Source organism: Pseudomonas sp. S2_H10, assembly GCF_054668285.1.
Window position 1 is genome coordinate 1,449,430 of record NZ_CP162754.1, and the last position, 16,601, is coordinate 1,466,030.

Consider the following 16,601-nt stretch of genomic DNA (forward strand, 5'->3'; position numbering starts at 1 on the left):
TTGTTTCGACCACACTGACGCCATCGCTGGCAAGCCAGCTCCCACAAGGATCGCATTGGACCTTGTGGGAGCTGGCTTGCCAGCGATGGCAGCGACTCGGTTTGAAGAGGAAACGGGAGCCTAGAAATCCCGCTTGTAGAAGATGTCCAGCGAACTGGCCACGCCGCCGGCGGCTTCGAGATAGACCTTTTTGCTCAGCTTGTAGCGCAAGGCAATGGTATTGGCCGGTTCGAACACGCCGACGCCGTAACGCAGGCTGAGCTTCTCGGAAATATTGCCGCTGGCCACCACGCTGGTGGCATCGCCACTGCCCTGGGTGTCGAGCTGGAAGTCCTGGATGCCCAGGTTCTTGGCGATGCTGCTGGTCACCCCGGAACTGCCCATCAAGCCCAGACCGAGGGCCGCTTGGGCGAGCATGTTGTTGTCTTCGCCATTGGTGCTCAGCGGACGCCCAAGCACCAGATAGGACAACGCTTGCTCCTGACTCATGGCCGGCTCCGAGAAGATCTGCGTGGTCGGCTGCTCGGCACTGCCACTCAAGCGAATGCCGGCGATGATGTCATCGGTCTTGCGAATGGCCTCGATGTCCAGGTATGGCTGGTCGATGGGACCGGCAAACAGCAGGCGCGCCCGGCGTACCGAAAGCCGCTGGCCGTAGGCACGATAACGCCCGTCGTTGAGCCACTGCTCGCCGCGGGTGTCCATGTTGTCGCCGACGTGCACATGGCCCTGCACATTCGCCGTCAGGCCAAACCCGGTGAAACTCAGCTTGTCCTCGCCGACCACCACTTCAATGTCCATCTTCATGGCCAGCGGCGGCTTGCCCTCTTCGGTCTGCTGTCCGACGATCACCGTGTCATCGGAAACCTTGACCGTCGACGGCGGCAACTCGCGAATGGTGATTTCACCCCTCGGTACCAGCACTTTGCCAGCGATGGCCAACTCGTCGCCCTTCATCGAGATTTTCAGGTCCGGTGCGACTTCCAGCTTGGCGTAAGGCTCGACGGTAACCGGTAACTGCGAGCCCTTGAGCGCCAGATCCACCACCATGGCCTGCCCCCAGGCGATGTTGCCGTTCAGGCTGCCCTGCCCGGCCTTGCCGCTGTTCCAGCCGCCGTTGAGTTGCACGCTTTCACCGGCGATGAGCGCTTGAACGTGCAGGTTTTGCAGCTCCATCGGCAGTTCAGGCCCGGCAACCACGCCATCGCTCAGTTGCAGACTGCCATTGACCTGTGGCGCCAGCAGGCCACCGGAAATCGTCCCGCTGCCATTCAGGCGCCCGGCCAGCTTTTCGACCATGGGTACAAACGGCCGTACCACCGACAGGTCCAGCCCGCTCAAGCGGAATGAACCGGTCACGGGCTTGTTCTTCGGCAACGGATTGAGCTGTGCCTGCACCATCAGCTCCCCGAGCTTGCCACCGACGAAATTGAGTTCGGTGTCGATGCGTTTGGGCGTGAGCTTGCTGGTGAGTTTCAGGGCCTGGTACGGGAAATCCAGCCACTGGTCCTTATCCTTGACGCGCAACGTGCCGCCGCCGGCATCGACACTGACCTGGCCGTTCGGGCCGCTGGCCGGCAAGTCCAGTTGCAGGTCGGCATTGAGCCGGCCCTGCCAGGCGAAATCCTTCGGCAACCACTGCGCAAGACTGTCGATGGGGAACTGCTTGAGGTGATAGCGCAGCTTCGGCTCGGGCATCAGGCGCGAGTCTTCACCGCACAGGCTGGCTTGGCCGGAGGCCCAGCAATGGGCGCCGAAGTTGATCTTGCCATCCGCCAGGCGTTCGAGTTTCGCCGGCCCTTGCAGCTTCCAGTCCTGGCCACCGGCCTGGATATCACCGCTGGCCAGGCGTCCGCGCCAATTGCCCTGGTCGAGCGCACCGTCCAGACCAAGCGCCAGTTTCAATTTCGGCCCTTGCAGGTCGAGGTTCAGCTTCTGCTTCCTGATATCGCCCTGGCCGCTGGCGGTCAGCGTTCCCAGCGAGGTGTCGCCGGCCTGGATGCCGCTGCCCTTGAGGTCGATTTGCGCCCGTTGCGCGCTGTCCAGCGTGGCGTCCAGGTTCAGGCTTTGCAGGCGGTTGTCCTGGAAAGCCAATTGCGCGCCTTGCAGGTCAAGCTTGCCCTGGGGCGCCTTGAGCGTGCCGGCGACATCCACGCGGCCATTGAGTTGGCCGCGCAGCTCTGGCCAGAGCTGCGCCAGGCGCGGCAACTTCAGATCGATCTGGCCGGCGAGTTTCTGTTGCAGGCTGCCCTTGCCAGTGATGCTGTTGTCGCCGAGGCGAACTTGCAGGGCGTTGAGGTTCCACTGCTCGCCACGGCCATCGGCCTTGGCCTGGATCACCGCTGGCTGACCGCGCAGTTTGCCCTTGAGGTCCAGGTCGGCATTGAGGCTGAGCACTTCGTTTTTCATCTCGCCCTGGCTGCGCAACGGCCCGGCGAGGGTGCCCGGCAGCTCCGCGACCCAGTACGCCGGGTTGATCGCCGACAGGTCCAGCGCGGTGTCCCAGGCAATGCCGTCGGCAAATTGCAGGTTCAGGTGCCCTTCGGCCTTGCCCTGCCCGGCCTGGAGTTGAATCTGCTGCAGGTAGATTTTCGTCAGGTCGCCGGCGAACGGGCTGGCCAGGGTGAAAGCACCGGCCGGACCATCCGCCGCGGCGTCGAAATGACCGAGGTACTTGCCGTCGGTGTAGGAGATTTCGCCGGTGAACGTGCGCAGCGTTACCTGCGGCTCGTCGATGAGCGGATAGAGCCTGTGCCAGGGAAAATCCAGCCAGTCGATATTCGCTTGAGCGCTCAGGCCTTTGCTCCAGTCCAGAACCCCTGTGAGCTTGAGGCTTTGCTTGTCGTTGGCGGTCAGGTCCAGCGCGGCGATCTGTGCACCGTTGGCGTCGACCTTGCCCTGCAGCGCCAGGGCGACCGGCCCTTGCTCGGCGGGTAATGTGGCTTTGCCGAGCAGTGCGTAGCCGTTCTTCAAGTCGCCGGCCCCCGTGAGCTCAAGTTGATTGAGTTGCAGGGTGTCCGGCAGATCGGCGCTGGCCTTGAAGCCATCGGCGGTGATCCGCACCTTGGCCGGCAGGTTTTCCACCAGTGGTTGCAGCTCGCCGCTCAGTTGGCCGTTGAGGTAACCACTGCTGTCGGCTTTGAGGTTCAGGGTCTTGAGCAGGTCGCCGTCGATCTTGAGTGCCAGATCCCAGGGTGCTGGGGTAGACAGGGTCAACTTGCCTTCTGCGGTAAGTGGCCAGTTGCCGCTCGGTTGCAGGGAGCCGGACAGGTTCAGGCTCAGGTCATCGCGCTGCAAATGCACGGAATCGATCTGCATACCCTCAGGGGTCCAGTGCGCCGCGAGTTGCAGGCCCTTGAGTTGTTCGCTGCCGTTGAACAGCAGCCGGCCGACCTTGACGTCTCCCAACTGAATGGCCAATGGCAACTTCAGTTCCGGCAGCGTGATCGGGCCGCTGTCGGGCTCTTCGGCACCCGGCGGGAACGTCAGGCTGACCTGATCGGCCTGCAATTGCTCGATACACAGGGTCATGCGGGCCAGGCACAACGGCGACCAGGCGAAAATCACCTGAGCAAGTTCAACCCGGTTGTTGTCCTGCTGCCATAAAACCCGGTCGGCACTCCACTGCCGGCCCAGCCGGCCCTGGAAGTTGTCCAGGGTCAGCCCCGGGACGAAGCCCAGCGCCCAGCGGCTGCCTGTCGCCGTGCCCAACACCGTGGCCAGCGTCAGGACAACCAGCATCAACAGTGCCGTTATCGCCAGCAGCGTTACTTTCAAACCACGCTTCACAGCTCAGGCCCCATGGAAAAGTGCAGTCGAATGCCGCCATCGTCGTCCAGCGCATGGGCCAGGTCCAGCCGGATCGGCCCGACCGGCGAGACCCAGCGCACGCCGATGCCGACCCCGGTCTTGAGGTTCGGCAATTCGAGTGTGTTGAAGGAGTTGCCCTGATCGACAAAAGTCGCGACCCGCCATTTTTCGGCGATGGAATACTGGTATTCCGCGCTGGCGGCCACCATGTAGCGGCCACCGATGCGGTCACCGTCGGAGTTTTCCGGGGACAGGCTCTGATAGTCGTAGCCGCGCACGCTCTGGTCGCCACCGGCGAAGAAGCGCAACGACGGCGGCACCGACTTGAAACCGTTGGTGGCGCTGCCGCCGACCTGCACCCGCCCGAGGAAGCGGTGTTTATCGAACACCGTGGTCAGGCCTTTGACCAATGCCGTGCCGTAGAGCAGGTTGCTGTCGGAACCCAGGCCTTCCTTGGCCACTTTGGATTCGAATGCCAGGCGATAGCCGTTGTGCGGGTCGATGCGGTTGTCGCTTTTGAGGTACGAGTAGCTCACACCCGGCATCAGCAAGGTACTGAGTCCCGCGTCGTCGCCCAGTTGGTAATCCTCGCGCTGCCACTTCAGCGAAACCACCCGTTGCCAGCCGCTGGGCAGTTTGCTGTGCCACTCGGGGCCTAGGGTCAACAGCTTGCTGTGGCTTTCCTTATCGGCGATTTCTTCATTCTGGTAGCCGCCGGCAAAACGCAATTTGTCGGTCAGTGGCGGGTCCAGCGGAATGTCGTAGAACAGCCCGACGTTTTGCCGCGGCGCCGAGACTTCGGTTTCCCAGCCGTAACTGTGCCCTTGCGCGTTGACCCAGTGCCGGGTCCAGTTGGCCTTGGCCCGTGGGCCGACGTCGGTGGAGAAACCCAGGCCCAGGCCCATGGTCCGTGGCTTGCGGGTTTCGAGCTTGACGTCCACCGGGATCACATCTTCTTTCGATGCCGTGGGTGCCGCGTCCACGCGCACGCCTTCGAAGTAGCCACTCGATTGCAGGTTCTGATTGAGTTCGGCGATCAGTTCCGAGTCATAGGGCGCACCGGCCTTGAACGGCACCATGCGTTGCAGCAGCTCGTCGTCGAACGGCGTATCGCCCTCGAAACTGACCTTGCCCAAGGTATAGCGCGGACCACTTTCATAGATCAGTTCGATATCGGCGACGCCGGCCCGCGGGTCGACCGACAGTTTTGAACGGGTGAAGTAGCCGCTGAAAAAGCCATAACGCGAAGCCTGGTTCTGGATCAGACGCTTGGCGTCCTCGTAATGACCATGATTGAGCACGGCGCCGGACTTGAGCGCGTCGCTCTTGGGGACTCGAAAGGCCTTGAGGGAAGCGGCCGGACCCTCAACTCGTACCGTGACGTTGCGCAGATGCACCGGCTCGCCGGGATCGACCGTGAGCACCAGGCGCGGCTTTTCGCCGCCCTTCACTTCGCTGTCGATGTGCGGCTGGTAATAACCCAAAGCCTGGGCGGCCTTGCGTGCCTGCTCCTCGGCGCCACGGCTGAAGCGCAGCAGCGCCTCCTCATCGCGATCGCCGAGGCTGCCGATATAGCCTTCAATATTGGCCTTCAGCTCGTCATTGGACGGTTTGATCCGTACATCCAATTCACTTTGTGCCAGCGCTGCGCAGCTGGTCATCAGCATCAGCACACCGCTGGTAATTCTTCCTGGAAACTTCATAGGCGCGGATGCTATCACGAGCTCGAGAGCGTGATAGAGCCTGACTTGCCCGGAAAGTTCTTGGATTAAGCCGTTGCTGTATGTAACACCTGGGGATTGGGGTGAAAAAACACGTGCTCGCGCACCGGTCCTACGGCGACTTCACCGATTTCCTCGTACCCCTGACGCTTGTAGAACTCCAGATAACGCGGATTGCCGGTGTCGAGGATCACGCCCTGTGAGTTTTCATCCACGGCGCACCAGTTGTGCACGGCTTGCAACAGTTGCTCGCCGAAATGTTGGCCCTGGAACTGCGGATGAACCCCGAGCAATGGCAAGACGTGCACCGAGTCGTTCGGCACGCAGGCCTCCACGGCGGCGTGGTACTCGAGGTAGCGACGGGTGCAGCGAAATCCTGTGCTGAGCACCATGCGCAGGCGCCACGCCCAGCTTTCGGTGACGCCAAGACGACGTTGCGGCGGCGCGATCAGGGCGATGCCGATCAGGCGGTCGTTGACCAGCAGGCCGATGGCCGGCAGGTCCTGGAGAAAATGCTGGGTCACCAGTTCGCGCACCGTGGCGCGAACCCGCTGTTCGTAACCGGGGCGTTCGGCTTCGAACAGATAACCGAAGGTCGGCTCGTGTCGATACGCCTGGTACAGAAGAGAACGCGCTTCGCGGGCGTAGCCGCTGTCGAGCATGTGGATATCGGCGATGGCGGTCGAGGTTTCGGGCATGACGGTTGATCTCCCCGGCACAGCTCAAATGGCTGCGCTCTTGTTGTTACGAGCTGATCGGCGCTGACACAGTTCCCTACAGATCCGAAATCAGTGTAGGCAATGAAATCGCCTTCGCGAGCGACACAGATCTGACTGTACAGAGTAAATCCCTACCCCACACTGGCCCGATTCCCACATGTCAGCTAGCATCGCCCTTTTGCCAGGACTGCCGACCATGAAGATCGTCTCCTTCAACATCAACGGGCTGCGCGCCCGTCCCCATCAGCTGGCGGCGCTGATCGAAAAGCACCAGCCCGATGTGATCGGCCTGCAGGAAACCAAGGTCCACGACGAACAGTTCCCGCTGGCCGAGGTTCAGGCCCTGGGTTATCACGTGTATTTCCACGGGCAAAAAGGCCACTACGGCGTCGCCCTGCTGTCGCGCCAGGAGCCGCTGGCCCTGCATAAAGGTTTCGTCACCGACGAAGAAGACGCCCAGCGACGCTTCATCTGGGGCACTTTCGCCGACGCCAACGGCGTGCCGGTGACCATCATGAACGGTTATTTCCCACAGGGCGAAAGCCGCGACCACCCGACCAAATTCCCGGCCAAGGAACGTTTCTACGGCGACTTGCAGCAATTGCTGGAAAGCCAGTTCAAGAACGACCAGCCACTGGTGGTGATGGGCGATGTGAACATTTCCCCGGAAGACTGCGACATCGGCATCGGCCCGGACAACATGAAGCGCTGGCTGAAGACCGGTAAATGCAGCTTCCTGCCGGAAGAGCGCGAGTGGATGGCCCGCCTGAAGAACTGGGGCCTGGTCGACAGTTTCCGCCACCTGAACCCGGACGTGACCGACACCTTCAGCTGGTTCGACTACCGCAGCCGCGGCTTCGAAGACGAGCCCAAGCGCGGCCTGCGTATCGACGTGATCCTCGCCTCCCATGGCCTGCTGCCACGGGTGAAGGCTGCCGGAGTGGACTACGAGTTGCGCGGCATGGAAAAACCATCGGACCATGCGCCGATCTGGCTTGAATTGAGCTGATCCTCTCAGCAATTTGTCATTTTTCCGAAACCTTACTGACTTAATCTCCCGGCACCTCCTTTAGCTATATAAGGTGCCGGCATGATGCTGCGCGTGTTGTTCCTGTTGATGTTGTGCACGGGCTTGCCGCAGGCGGTCTCGGCCGGCGACTTGCCGACACCCGAACACGGCCCCGTACTGCGCATTCAGGGCTCCAACACCATTGGCGCGGCATTGGGACCGGCGCTGGTCGAGGGCTTGCTGAGCGAACAGGGCCTGCGCAAGATTCATCGCGAAACCCCGGACACCGCCAACGAATTGCGCATTGTCGGCGAAACCGTTGAGGGTCGGCGGGTCGTGGTGGAGGTGGCAGCCCATGGTTCCAGCACCGGTTTCACTGCACTGAAAGCAGCCAGCGCCGATCTCGCCGCCTCGTCGCGCCCGATCAAGGACGGCGAACTGGCCAGCCTGCAGTCCCTCGGCGACCTGAAAAGCCCGAACGCAGAACAAGTCATCGCCATCGATGGCCTGGCGATCATCCTTCACCCGGACAATCCGCTGAATCAACTCGACACCGTGCAACTGGCGCACATTTTCAGTGGCGAGGTGAAGACCTGGGAAGACCTCGGCGGCCGCGGCGGTCCGATTCATCTGTATGCGCGCGATGATCAGTCCGGGACTTACGACACCTTCAAGGAACTGGTCCTCAGTGGCCGGGGCAAGACCCTGAGCAGCTCGGCGAAACGCTTCGAGTCCAGCGAACAGCTGTCCGATGCGGTCAGCGCAGACCCGAAAGGCATCGGTTTTATCGGTCTGCCCTACGTGCGCCAGGCCAAGGCCGTGGCCATTGTCGATGGTCAATCACAAGCCATGCTGCCGCTCAACAGCCTGATTGCGACGGAGGATTATCCGCTGTCCCGTCGGTTGTTCCTTTACCTGCCACCCAACGGGAAAAACCTCTGGGCCAGTGCCCTGGTGGCCTTTGCACAGAGCACCAAGGGTCAGGCCATTGTCGCCGCCAACGGTTTTATTGCCCAAACCGTCCAGGCCATGGCCGTTACGCCCAATGCGCTGATGCCCGAGGGATACCAGTCCCTCAGTCGTCATGCCCAGCGGTTATCGGTGAATTTTCGCTTTGAAGAAGGCAGTGCCAGCCTGGACAACAAGGCGCGGCAAGACCTGACGCGAGTGCTCGACTATTTAAAGCAGCACGGCAAGGTCGATGGCCAGGTCACGCTGGTGGGGTTTGGCGATGCCAAGAGCGACCCGGCGCGCGCCGATCTGTTGTCGAAGCTGCGGGCCATGGCGGTACGGCGGGAGTTGGTGAAGAACGGCGTGGTGTTTCGCGAGATCCGTGGATTCGGTGCCGAAATGCCGGTGGCGGCCAATAGCGCCGATGAGGGAAGGATCAAGAACCGGCGGGTTGAGGTTTGGGTGTATTGAACCTGCTTTTGATGCACTGGATCGACTGACGCCATCGCGGGCAAGCCCGCTCCCACAGGTTCGGTGCAGTTCTTGTGGGTGCGGGCTTGGTCCGGGCGGCTGTCTGTCAGTGCCCGCTACGCATCATTTCCTTCGGCACATACTTGCCGATTTCAAACTTGCCGATCGCCGCACGGTGCACTTCGTCCGGGCCGTCGGCCAGGCGCAGGGTGCGCTGCATCGCGTACATGTAGGCCAGCGGGAAATCGTTGGAAACCCCTGCCCCGCCATGAATCTGGATCGCCCGGTCGATCACCCGCAACGCAACGTTCGGCGCGACGACCTTGATCTGCGCGATCTCGCTTTTCGCCACTTTGTTGCCGACGGTGTCCATCATGTACGCCGCTTTCAGCGTCAGCAGGCGTGCCATATCGATCTCCATCCGTGAATCGGCGATCTTGTCGATGTTGCCACCCAGGCGTGCCAGGGGTTTGCCGAATGCCGTACGGCTAACCGAGCGTTTGCACATCAGCTCCAGTGCACGCTCGGCCATGCCGATCGAACGCATGCAGTGGTGAATCCGCCCAGGGCCAAGGCGACCTTGAGCGATTTCGAAGCCGCGGCCTTCGCCCAGCAGGACGTTTTCGTACGGTACCCGGACGTTTTCGAAATGCACTTCAGCATGACCATGCGGTGCATCGTCGTAGCCGAACACCGGCAGCGGACGCACGATCTTCACGCCCGGCGCATCGACAGGCACCAGAATCATCGAGTGCTGGGCGTGACGTGGCGCGTCCGGATTGCTCAGGCCCATGAAGATCAGGATCTTGCAGCGTGGGTCGCAAGCACCCGAAGTCCACCATTTCTTGCCGTTGATCACCCACTCGTCACCATCGCGCACGGCTCGGGCGGCCATGTTGGTGGCGTCGGAAGATGCAACGTCCGGTTCGGTCATGGCGAATGCCGAACGGATTTCACCGCGCAGCAGAGGTTCGAGCCAGCGCTGTTTCTGCTCTTCGTTGGCGTAACGCACCAGCACTTCCATGTTGCCGGTGTCCGGTGCCGAGCAGTTGAACGGCTCTGGCCCCAGCAGCGAACGGCCCATGATTTCCGCCAGCGGTGCGTATTCGAGGTTGGTCAGGCCGGCGCCCAGCTCGGACTCAGGCAGAAACAAATTCCACAGCCCCTCGGCCTTGGCCTTGAGTTTGAGCTCCTCCATGATCGCGGTCGGCTGCCAGCGATCACCCTCGGCGACCTGACGCTCGAACACGGCTTCGGCGGGATAGACGTAGGTGTCCATGAACGCAGTGACGCGCTCACGCAGTTCCTGAACCTTGGGCGAATAAGCGAAATCCATGAGCGAGATACCTTCTTGGGGGAGGTTGTTTAGATCATGCAATCGATGCTAGAACAGCCATGAAAATTTACCTAGCCTATTCTCGGCGTGTATAAACATTCATCACCGATATATGATCGGCTGATCGTCATGGTCAGCCCGCCCACATAACAAGAGAACCGCGTAATGAATCTGAGCAAGGTCGATCTCAACCTTTTCATCGTCTTCGACGCGATCTACACCGAAGCCAACCTGACCCGTGCCGGGCAGATCGTGGGCATTACCCAGCCGGCGGTGTCGAACGCGCTGGCCCGGTTGCGCGAGACCTTCAACGACCCGTTGTTCGTGCGCACCGCCCAGGGCATGGTGCCGACGCCCATGGCCCAGAACATCATCGGCCCGGTGCGCAACGCGCTCTCGCTGCTGCGTGTGTCGGTGCAGGAAAGCCGCATTTTCAACCCGCAGCAAGCGGTAAAGACCTACCGCATCAGCATGACCGACCTCACTGAAGCGGTGATCCTGCCGCCGCTGTTCCAGCGCCTGCGCCGCCTGGCACCGACGGTGATCATCGAAAGCTTCCTGTCCAAACGCCGCGAAACCACCAAGGAACTGGCGGCCGGACGCCTGGACTTCGCGGTCGACGCACCGCTCAATACCGACCCGCAGGTGCGCCACGTCAAATTGATGGAAGACCGTTATGTGTGCGCCATGCGCAAGGGTCATCCGCTGGCGGGCAAGGACAAACTCACGCTGGATGACTACCTGAGCCTGACCCACATTCATATCTCCAGCCGCCGCAGCGGCCTGGGCTATGTCGACCTGGCGCTGGGCAAGATGGGCATCCAGCGCAAGATCGCCCTGCGCTCCCAGCATTACCTGATGGCCTCGCAGGTGCTGCAACAAACGGACATGGTCATGACCGTGCCGGAACGTTTCGCCCGCCGCAACGACCTGCATGCCTTTTATCTGCCGGTCAACGATGTGCCGCCGGTGGAAACCCACCTTTACTGGCACGAAAGCACTGACCAGGACCCGGCGAACCGCTGGATGCGCGAGCAGATGATCGAGTTGTGCCAGCAGGTGACGGCGCAGGAGAAAAAGCTCGAGAAGGTGTAGTACTTGATACCGAGGTGCCCCCATCGTCGGAACGCCGCCCGGAGCAAGCTCGCTCCCACAGGGGGCCGGGCTGTTCACAGCATGTACGAGCGACACAGATCCAGTGTGGGAGCGGGCTTGCCCGCGATGAGGCCTGCAAGAACAGCGAAAACCAATGCCCCTTGACGTAAACGTCAACCTGCCATTAGCTTAGCGCCATGACCTTTCGTGAGCGCTTCCATGAGCAGCCAGACCTACAGCATTTCCGATCTCGCCCGCGAGCTCGACATCACCACCCGCGCCATTCGCTTTTATGAAGAACAAGGCCTGCTCAGCCCCGAACGCCGTGGCCAGGAACGCATCTACTCGCCCCGCGACAAGGTCAGCCTGAAGCTGATCCTGCGGGGCAAACGCATCGGTTTCTCGCTGGCCGAATGCCGCGAACTGATCGAACTCTACGACCCGTCCAGCGGTAACACCAAACAGTTGCACAGCATGCTGGCGAAAATCAGCGAGCGCCGGGAGCAGCTTGAACAGCAAATGCTCGACATCGAACAGATGAAACTGGAACTCGATACCGCCGAAGAGCGCTGCGTGCAGGCGCTGGAGCAGACGCTCAAGAACCAGGAAGTCATTCAATAAAACCCGCCCCCTTGTAGGAGCGAGCTTGCTCGCGATGGTCGTTAACGATAACGCGTGTCTGCTGGATAAACGCGGTGCCTGGGAGTCCATCGCGAGCAAGCTCGCTCCTACAGGGTTTTCTGTTCATTCAGACAATCAGCACAGGTCGAACCCCATGCCCCTCCCCACCCACGTACGCATTGTCGAAGTCGGCCCACGCGACGGCCTGCAAAATGAAGCCCAACCCATCAGCGTCGCCGACAAGGTGCAACTGGTCGATGCACTGACCGCCGCCGGGCTCGGCTATATAGAAGTCGGCAGTTTCGTGTCGCCCAAGTGGGTGCCGCAGATGGCAGGCTCCGCCGAGGTGTTCGCGCAGATCCAGCGCAAACCGGGTGTGGTCTATGGCGCGCTCGCGCCCAACCTGCGCGGTTTCGAGGATGCCCTCGCCGCCGGGGTCAAGGAAGTGGCCGTGTTCGCGGCGGCATCCGAAGCGTTTTCGCAACGCAACATCAATTGCTCGATCAGCGAAAGCCTGGAACGTTTCGCGCCGATCATGGATGCCGCCAGGCAACAGGGGGTGACCGTGCGCGGGTATGTGTCCTGTGTGCTGGGCTGCCCCTATGAAGGTAACGTCGCCCCGGAGCAAGTCGCCCTGGTCGCCCGCGAGCTGTATGCCATGGGCTGCTACGAGGTCTCGTTGGGGGACACCATCGGCACCGGTACCGCTGGCGCAACCCGCAAGATGTTTGAAGTGGTCACGAAGGATGTGCCCCGGGAGAAACTCGCCGGGCACTTCCACGACACCTACGGTCAGGCTGTGGCCAACATCTATGCCAGCCTGCTGGAAGGCATCTCGGTGTTCGACAGTTCCATCGCAGGCCTGGGCGGCTGCCCCTATGCCAAGGGCGCCAGCGGTAACGTCGCCACCGAAGACGTGGTCTACCTGCTCAACGGCCTGGGCATCGACAGCGGAATCGACCTCGACGCCTTGATGGTTGCCGGTCAACAGATATGCACCGTACTGGGTCGCCCTACCGGCTCACGCGTGGCCAGGGCTCGCAGCGCACAGTGAGTGCGCTGAGTGTGTCCAGGTGTTACCGCTGTGTCTGAAACGTGGGCGAAAGCGAGTAACACGGAAACAAATCGTAGGGTTTTGCCTGAGGCGTAAAACCCTACAAAACTACAAACCTTTGATTTTAAAGGCTTTTGAAAAGTTGGCACGCCTCCTGCTATATCTATCGCATAACAAGAATAAAAAAAATTGCAGCAACCCTAATAAAAACAAGACGTAACGACTCTGACATAACAAAAACAACACGGCAGAGACGCAGCTAACAGATTTTTTTGGAGAAGATGTGCTTTTCAGGGTGCTTTTCGGAGTTACCCGCAACCGGACAGAGAATAATAAAACTACCTTCAGGTAGCTCCCGTATCGGTTGGATCGCTCAGCGAGAAAGTAGATCAGCGCTCAAAAAAATACGTTTGCTCTTGATCCCGAATGGGGATCGCCAAAAACAGCGGTAAAGGGCAACGGTTGCCAAAAACAAAAACAGACCGACCCTCAATAATAAAAAAAGAGCACGCGCAACGAGAATTAAAGGGGAGCTTCGGCTCCCCTTTGTGCTGTCTGGCATTTGAGATTTCCACCGCCCTTTGTAGGAGCGAGCTCGCTCGCGAAGAACACAAGGGCACCGCGTATTTCCAGACTGCACGCGTTATCGTTGACGTTCTTCGCGAGCAAGCTCGCTCCTACAGGGGAACGAGTCAGGCCTTGTTGCTACGCAACTCCTCAATGCTGATCTCGCGCATGCGGAATTTCTGGATCTTGCCGGTCACCGTCATCGGGAACTCCTCGACGAACTTGAAGTAACGCGGCGTCTTGAAGTGCGCGATGCGCTCCTTGCACCAGGCTTGCAGTTCCTGCTCGGTGGCGCTGTGGCCGGGGTGGAACTTGATCCAGGCAACGATCTCTTCGCCATAGCGCGAGCAAGGAATGCCGATCACCTGCACGTCGGCCACGGCCGGGTGAGTAAAGAAGAACTCCTCCAGCTCCCGCGGGTAAACATTCTCACCGCCGCGGATGATCATGTCCTTGTTGCGCCCGGCAATGCACACGTAACCCTCTTCGTTCATGCTCGCCAGGTCCCCGGTGTGCATCCAGCCTGCCTGATCGATGGCGCCTGCCGTGCCTTCGGGGTTGTTCCAGTAACCGAGCATCACGCTGTAGCCGCGGGTGCACAGCTCGCCGATGGTGCCACGCGGCACCAGGTTGCCTGCTTCGTCGATGATCTTGCTTTCGAGCTGCGGCTGGGTGCGGCCGACGGTGGTCACGCGCAGTTCCAGGTCGTCTGCAGGACCGGTCTGCAACGACACCGGACTGGTTTCCGTCATCCCGTAGGCAATCTGCACTTCGCTCATGTGCATTTCGCTGATGACCCGACGCATCACTTCGATAGGACAGGTTGCGCCCGCCATGATCCCGGTGCGCAAGCTCGACAGGTCGAACTCGGCGCGTTGCGGCTGATCGAGCATGGCGATGAACATGGTCGGCACGCCGTACAGCGCCGTGGCCTTTTCGTCGGCCACGGTACCCAGGGTCAGCAACGGATCGAATGCATCGTTCGGATAAATCATCGTGCTGCCATGGGTGATGCAGCCGAGGTTGCCCATGACCATGCCGAAGCAGTGATACAGCGGCACCGGGATCACCAGGCGATCGGCCGCCGTCAGGCCCAGGCTTTCGCCGACCATGTAACCGTTGTTGAGAATGTTGTAGTGACTGAGGGTCGCGCCCTTGGGGAAACCGGTGGTGCCGGAGGTGTACTGAATGTTCACCGCTTGATCGAAATGCAGGCTGTCCTGACGTTCGCGCAGTTGTTCGACCGAAACACCGCCCGCCAGATCAGCCAGTTGCGACCAAGGCAGGAAACCGCTCGGCGGCTGTGCATCCAGGCTGATGACGCCACGCAGCTCCGGCAACCGTTCACTGTGCAACTTGCCGATGGACTGCTCTGCCAACTCCGGCACCAGCCCTTGCAGCATCGCGTGATAGTTCGAAGTCTTGAAGGCCCCGGCACACACCAGCCATTGGCAACCGGATTGCTTGAGCACGTATTCGAGTTCGGAGCTGCGATACGCCGGATTGATGTTGACCAGGATCACACCGATTTTCGCCGTGGCAATCTGGCTGATGCACCACTGCGCACAGTTCGGCGCCCAGATACCGAGGCGGTCCCCGGCTTGCAGCCCCAACGCCAGCAGTGCCCTGGCGTGCAGGTCCGCAGCCTCGGCCAGTTGCCGCCAGGTGTAACGCAGCTGTTGATGGCGCACAACCAGCGCCTCCCCGTCCGGGTATTGCGCGACCGTGTTGTCGAACGCCTGGCCGATGGTCATCGCCAACAAGGCTTTGTCCTGGGAACCGCGGGTGTAACTGCGTTGCGGGCTTGCACTGGGTTGATCCATGACGACCCCTATTGTCTTTATTTTGTAGGAGCGAGCTCGCTCGCGAAGAACGTCAGGGCACCGCGTTTATCCAGACAACACGCGTTATCGTTGACGTCCATCGCGAGCAAGCTCGACTCCTACAGAATCACCCAAGTTGACGTTAACGTAAAGGGTGATTGACAGCCATTCGTCACAGGCTTACGTTAACGTAAAGGTGAGAGCCAAATCACGACCCTCCCCGCCCTACAAAAAAGCCAAAAGGTGACCCATGAGCTATCCATCCCTGAACTTTGCCCTCGGTGAAACCATCGACATGCTGCGCGATCAGGTCCAGTCCTTCGTCGCCAAAGAGATCGCCCCGCGCGCCGCTCAGATCGACATCGACAACCTGTTTCCCGCCGACCTGTGGCGCAAATTCGGCGACATGGGCCTGCTGGGCATTACCGTGCCGGAAGAGTACGGCGGTGCCGGCCTGGGTTACCTGGCCCACGTGGTGGCCATGGAAGAAATCAGCCGTGGCTCGGCCTCGGTGGCGTTGTCCTACGGTGCTCACTCCAACCTGTGCGTCAACCAGATCAACCGCAACGGCAACCACGAGCAGAAATCCAAATACCTGCCCAAGCTGATCAGCGGCGAGCACATCGGCGCCCTGGCCATGAGCGAACCGAATGCCGGTTCCGACGTGGTGTCGATGAAACTGCGCGCCGACAAACGCGGCGACAAGTACGTGCTCAACGGCAGCAAGACCTGGATCACCAACGGTCCGGACGCCAACACCTACGTGATATACGCCAAGACCGACCTGGAAAAGGGCCCTCACGGCATCACCGCCTTCATCGTCGAGCGCGACTGGAAAGGCTTCAGCCGCAGCAACAAGTTCGACAAGCTCGGCATGCGCGGCTCGAACACCTGCGAACTGTTCTTCGATGACGTCGAAGTGCCGGAAGAAAACATCCTCGGCGTGCTCAACGGCGGCGTGAAAGTGCTGATGAGCGGCCTCGACTACGAGCGCGTCGTGCTCTCCGGTGGACCGACCGGGATCATGCAGGCGTGCATGGATCTGATCGTGCCGTACATCCACGACCGCAAGCAGTTCGGCCAGAGCATCGGCGAATTCCAGCTGATCCAGGGCAAGGTCGCCGACATGTACACCCAACTCAACGCCAGCCGCGCTTACCTGTATGCGGTAGCCCAGGCTTGCGAGCGCGGCGAAACCACGCGCAAGGACGCCGCCGGTGTGATCCTCTACAGCGCCGAACGCGCCACGCAAATGGCCCTCGACGCGATCCAGATTCTCGGCGGCAACGGCTACATCAATGAATTCCCGGCCGGCCGTCTGTTGCGTGACGCCAAGCTGTACGAAATCGGCGCGGGCACCAGTGAGATCCGTCGCATGCTGATCGGTCGCGAACTGTTCAACGAAACCCGCTAAACGGAGCTGT

General features: G+C 60.8%; 11 protein-coding genes. 6 read left to right on the top strand and 5 right to left on the bottom strand.

Going from position 1 to position 16,601, the window contains the following annotated elements:
- Window positions 1–120: 120 nt before the first annotated feature.
- The 3 genes from AB4O16_RS06410 to AB4O16_RS06420 form a co-directional block, all read right to left on the bottom strand.
- On the bottom strand, window positions 121–3,789 hold the full coding sequence (locus AB4O16_RS06410; RefSeq protein ID WP_460157328.1) for a translocation/assembly module TamB domain-containing protein: 3,669 nt from the start codon (window positions 3,787–3,789) through the stop codon (window positions 121–123).
- On the bottom strand, window positions 3,786–5,513 hold the full coding sequence (locus tag AB4O16_RS06415; RefSeq protein ID WP_460157329.1) for an autotransporter assembly complex protein TamA: 1,728 nt from the start codon (window positions 5,511–5,513) through the stop codon (window positions 3,786–3,788). The genes AB4O16_RS06410 and AB4O16_RS06415 overlap by 4 nt, the downstream gene beginning before the upstream one ends.
- Before the next feature lie 65 nt (window positions 5,514–5,578).
- On the bottom strand, window positions 5,579–6,229 hold the full coding sequence (locus tag AB4O16_RS06420; protein ID WP_160389230.1) for a GNAT family N-acetyltransferase: 651 nt from the start codon (window positions 6,227–6,229) through the stop codon (window positions 5,579–5,581).
- Window positions 6,230–6,446: 217 nt separating this feature from the next.
- On the opposite strand from AB4O16_RS06420, the gene xthA reads away from it, so the two are divergent.
- Complete coding sequence (gene xthA, locus AB4O16_RS06425) at window positions 6,447–7,259, top strand: exodeoxyribonuclease III (RefSeq protein ID WP_160389229.1); 813 nt, start codon at window positions 6,447–6,449, stop codon at window positions 7,257–7,259.
- Between the two features lie 81 nt (window positions 7,260–7,340).
- Window positions 7,341–8,681, top strand: a complete 1,341-nt coding sequence (locus AB4O16_RS06430) for a phosphate ABC transporter substrate-binding/OmpA family protein (RefSeq protein ID WP_160389228.1) — start codon at window positions 7,341–7,343, stop codon at window positions 8,679–8,681.
- A gap of 106 nt (window positions 8,682–8,787) precedes the next feature.
- Here the strand turns inward: AB4O16_RS06430 and AB4O16_RS06435 are convergent, their stop codons facing one another.
- Entirely contained in the window at window positions 8,788–10,017 is a 1,230-nt protein-coding gene (locus tag AB4O16_RS06435) for an acyl-CoA dehydrogenase (RefSeq protein WP_008053616.1), read from the bottom strand.
- 165 nt (window positions 10,018–10,182) lie between these two features.
- Here AB4O16_RS06435 and AB4O16_RS06440 point away from each other — a divergent pair, with 165 nt between their 5' ends.
- The 3 genes from AB4O16_RS06440 (at window position 10,183) to AB4O16_RS06450 (ending at window position 12,787) form a co-directional block, all read left to right on the top strand.
- Complete coding sequence (locus AB4O16_RS06440; protein ID WP_160389227.1) at window positions 10,183–11,112, top strand: LysR family transcriptional regulator; 930 nt, start codon at window positions 10,183–10,185, stop codon at window positions 11,110–11,112.
- Window positions 11,113–11,331: 219 nt separating this feature from the next.
- Window positions 11,332–11,733, top strand: a complete 402-nt coding sequence (locus AB4O16_RS06445; RefSeq protein WP_460157330.1) for a MerR family transcriptional regulator — start codon at window positions 11,332–11,334, stop codon at window positions 11,731–11,733.
- A 154-nt stretch (window positions 11,734–11,887) separates the two neighbouring features.
- On the top strand, window positions 11,888–12,787 hold the full coding sequence (locus tag AB4O16_RS06450) for a hydroxymethylglutaryl-CoA lyase (protein WP_460157331.1): 900 nt from the start codon (window positions 11,888–11,890) through the stop codon (window positions 12,785–12,787).
- Between the two features lie 692 nt (window positions 12,788–13,479).
- Here AB4O16_RS06450 and AB4O16_RS06455 read toward each other — a convergent pair.
- The gene (locus tag AB4O16_RS06455; protein ID WP_160389225.1) at window positions 13,480–15,177 is read right to left on the bottom strand and encodes an AMP-binding protein; all 1,698 of its coding nucleotides are present in this window, start codon (window positions 15,175–15,177) and stop codon (window positions 13,480–13,482) included.
- Window positions 15,178–15,427: 250 nt separating this feature from the next.
- On the opposite strand from AB4O16_RS06455, the gene AB4O16_RS06460 reads away from it, so the two are divergent.
- The gene (locus tag AB4O16_RS06460) at window positions 15,428–16,591 is read left to right on the top strand and encodes an isovaleryl-CoA dehydrogenase (protein WP_007946948.1); all 1,164 of its coding nucleotides are present in this window, start codon (window positions 15,428–15,430) and stop codon (window positions 16,589–16,591) included.
- Window positions 16,592–16,601 lie beyond the last annotated feature (10 nt).

Coding starts and splice junctions, on each gene's coding strand:
- AB4O16_RS06415 (WP_460157329.1), bottom strand. CDS start 5,513: ATGAAGTTTCCAGGAAGAATTACCAGCGGTGTGCTGATGCTGATGACC.
- AB4O16_RS06420 (WP_160389230.1), bottom strand. CDS start 6,229: ATGCCCGAAACCTCGACCGCCATCGCCGATATCCACATGCTCGACAGC.
- xthA (WP_160389229.1), top strand. CDS start 6,447: ATGAAGATCGTCTCCTTCAACATCAACGGGCTGCGCGCCCGTCCCCAT.
- AB4O16_RS06430 (WP_160389228.1), top strand. CDS start 7,341: ATGATGCTGCGCGTGTTGTTCCTGTTGATGTTGTGCACGGGCTTGCCG.
- AB4O16_RS06435 (WP_008053616.1), bottom strand. CDS start 10,017: ATGGATTTCGCTTATTCGCCCAAGGTTCAGGAACTGCGTGAGCGCGTC.
- AB4O16_RS06440 (WP_160389227.1), top strand. CDS start 10,183: ATGAATCTGAGCAAGGTCGATCTCAACCTTTTCATCGTCTTCGACGCG.
- AB4O16_RS06445 (WP_460157330.1), top strand. CDS start 11,332: ATGAGCAGCCAGACCTACAGCATTTCCGATCTCGCCCGCGAGCTCGAC.
- AB4O16_RS06450 (WP_460157331.1), top strand. CDS start 11,888: ATGCCCCTCCCCACCCACGTACGCATTGTCGAAGTCGGCCCACGCGAC.
- AB4O16_RS06455 (WP_160389225.1), bottom strand. CDS start 15,177: ATGGATCAACCCAGTGCAAGCCCGCAACGCAGTTACACCCGCGGTTCC.
- AB4O16_RS06460 (WP_007946948.1), top strand. CDS start 15,428: ATGAGCTATCCATCCCTGAACTTTGCCCTCGGTGAAACCATCGACATG.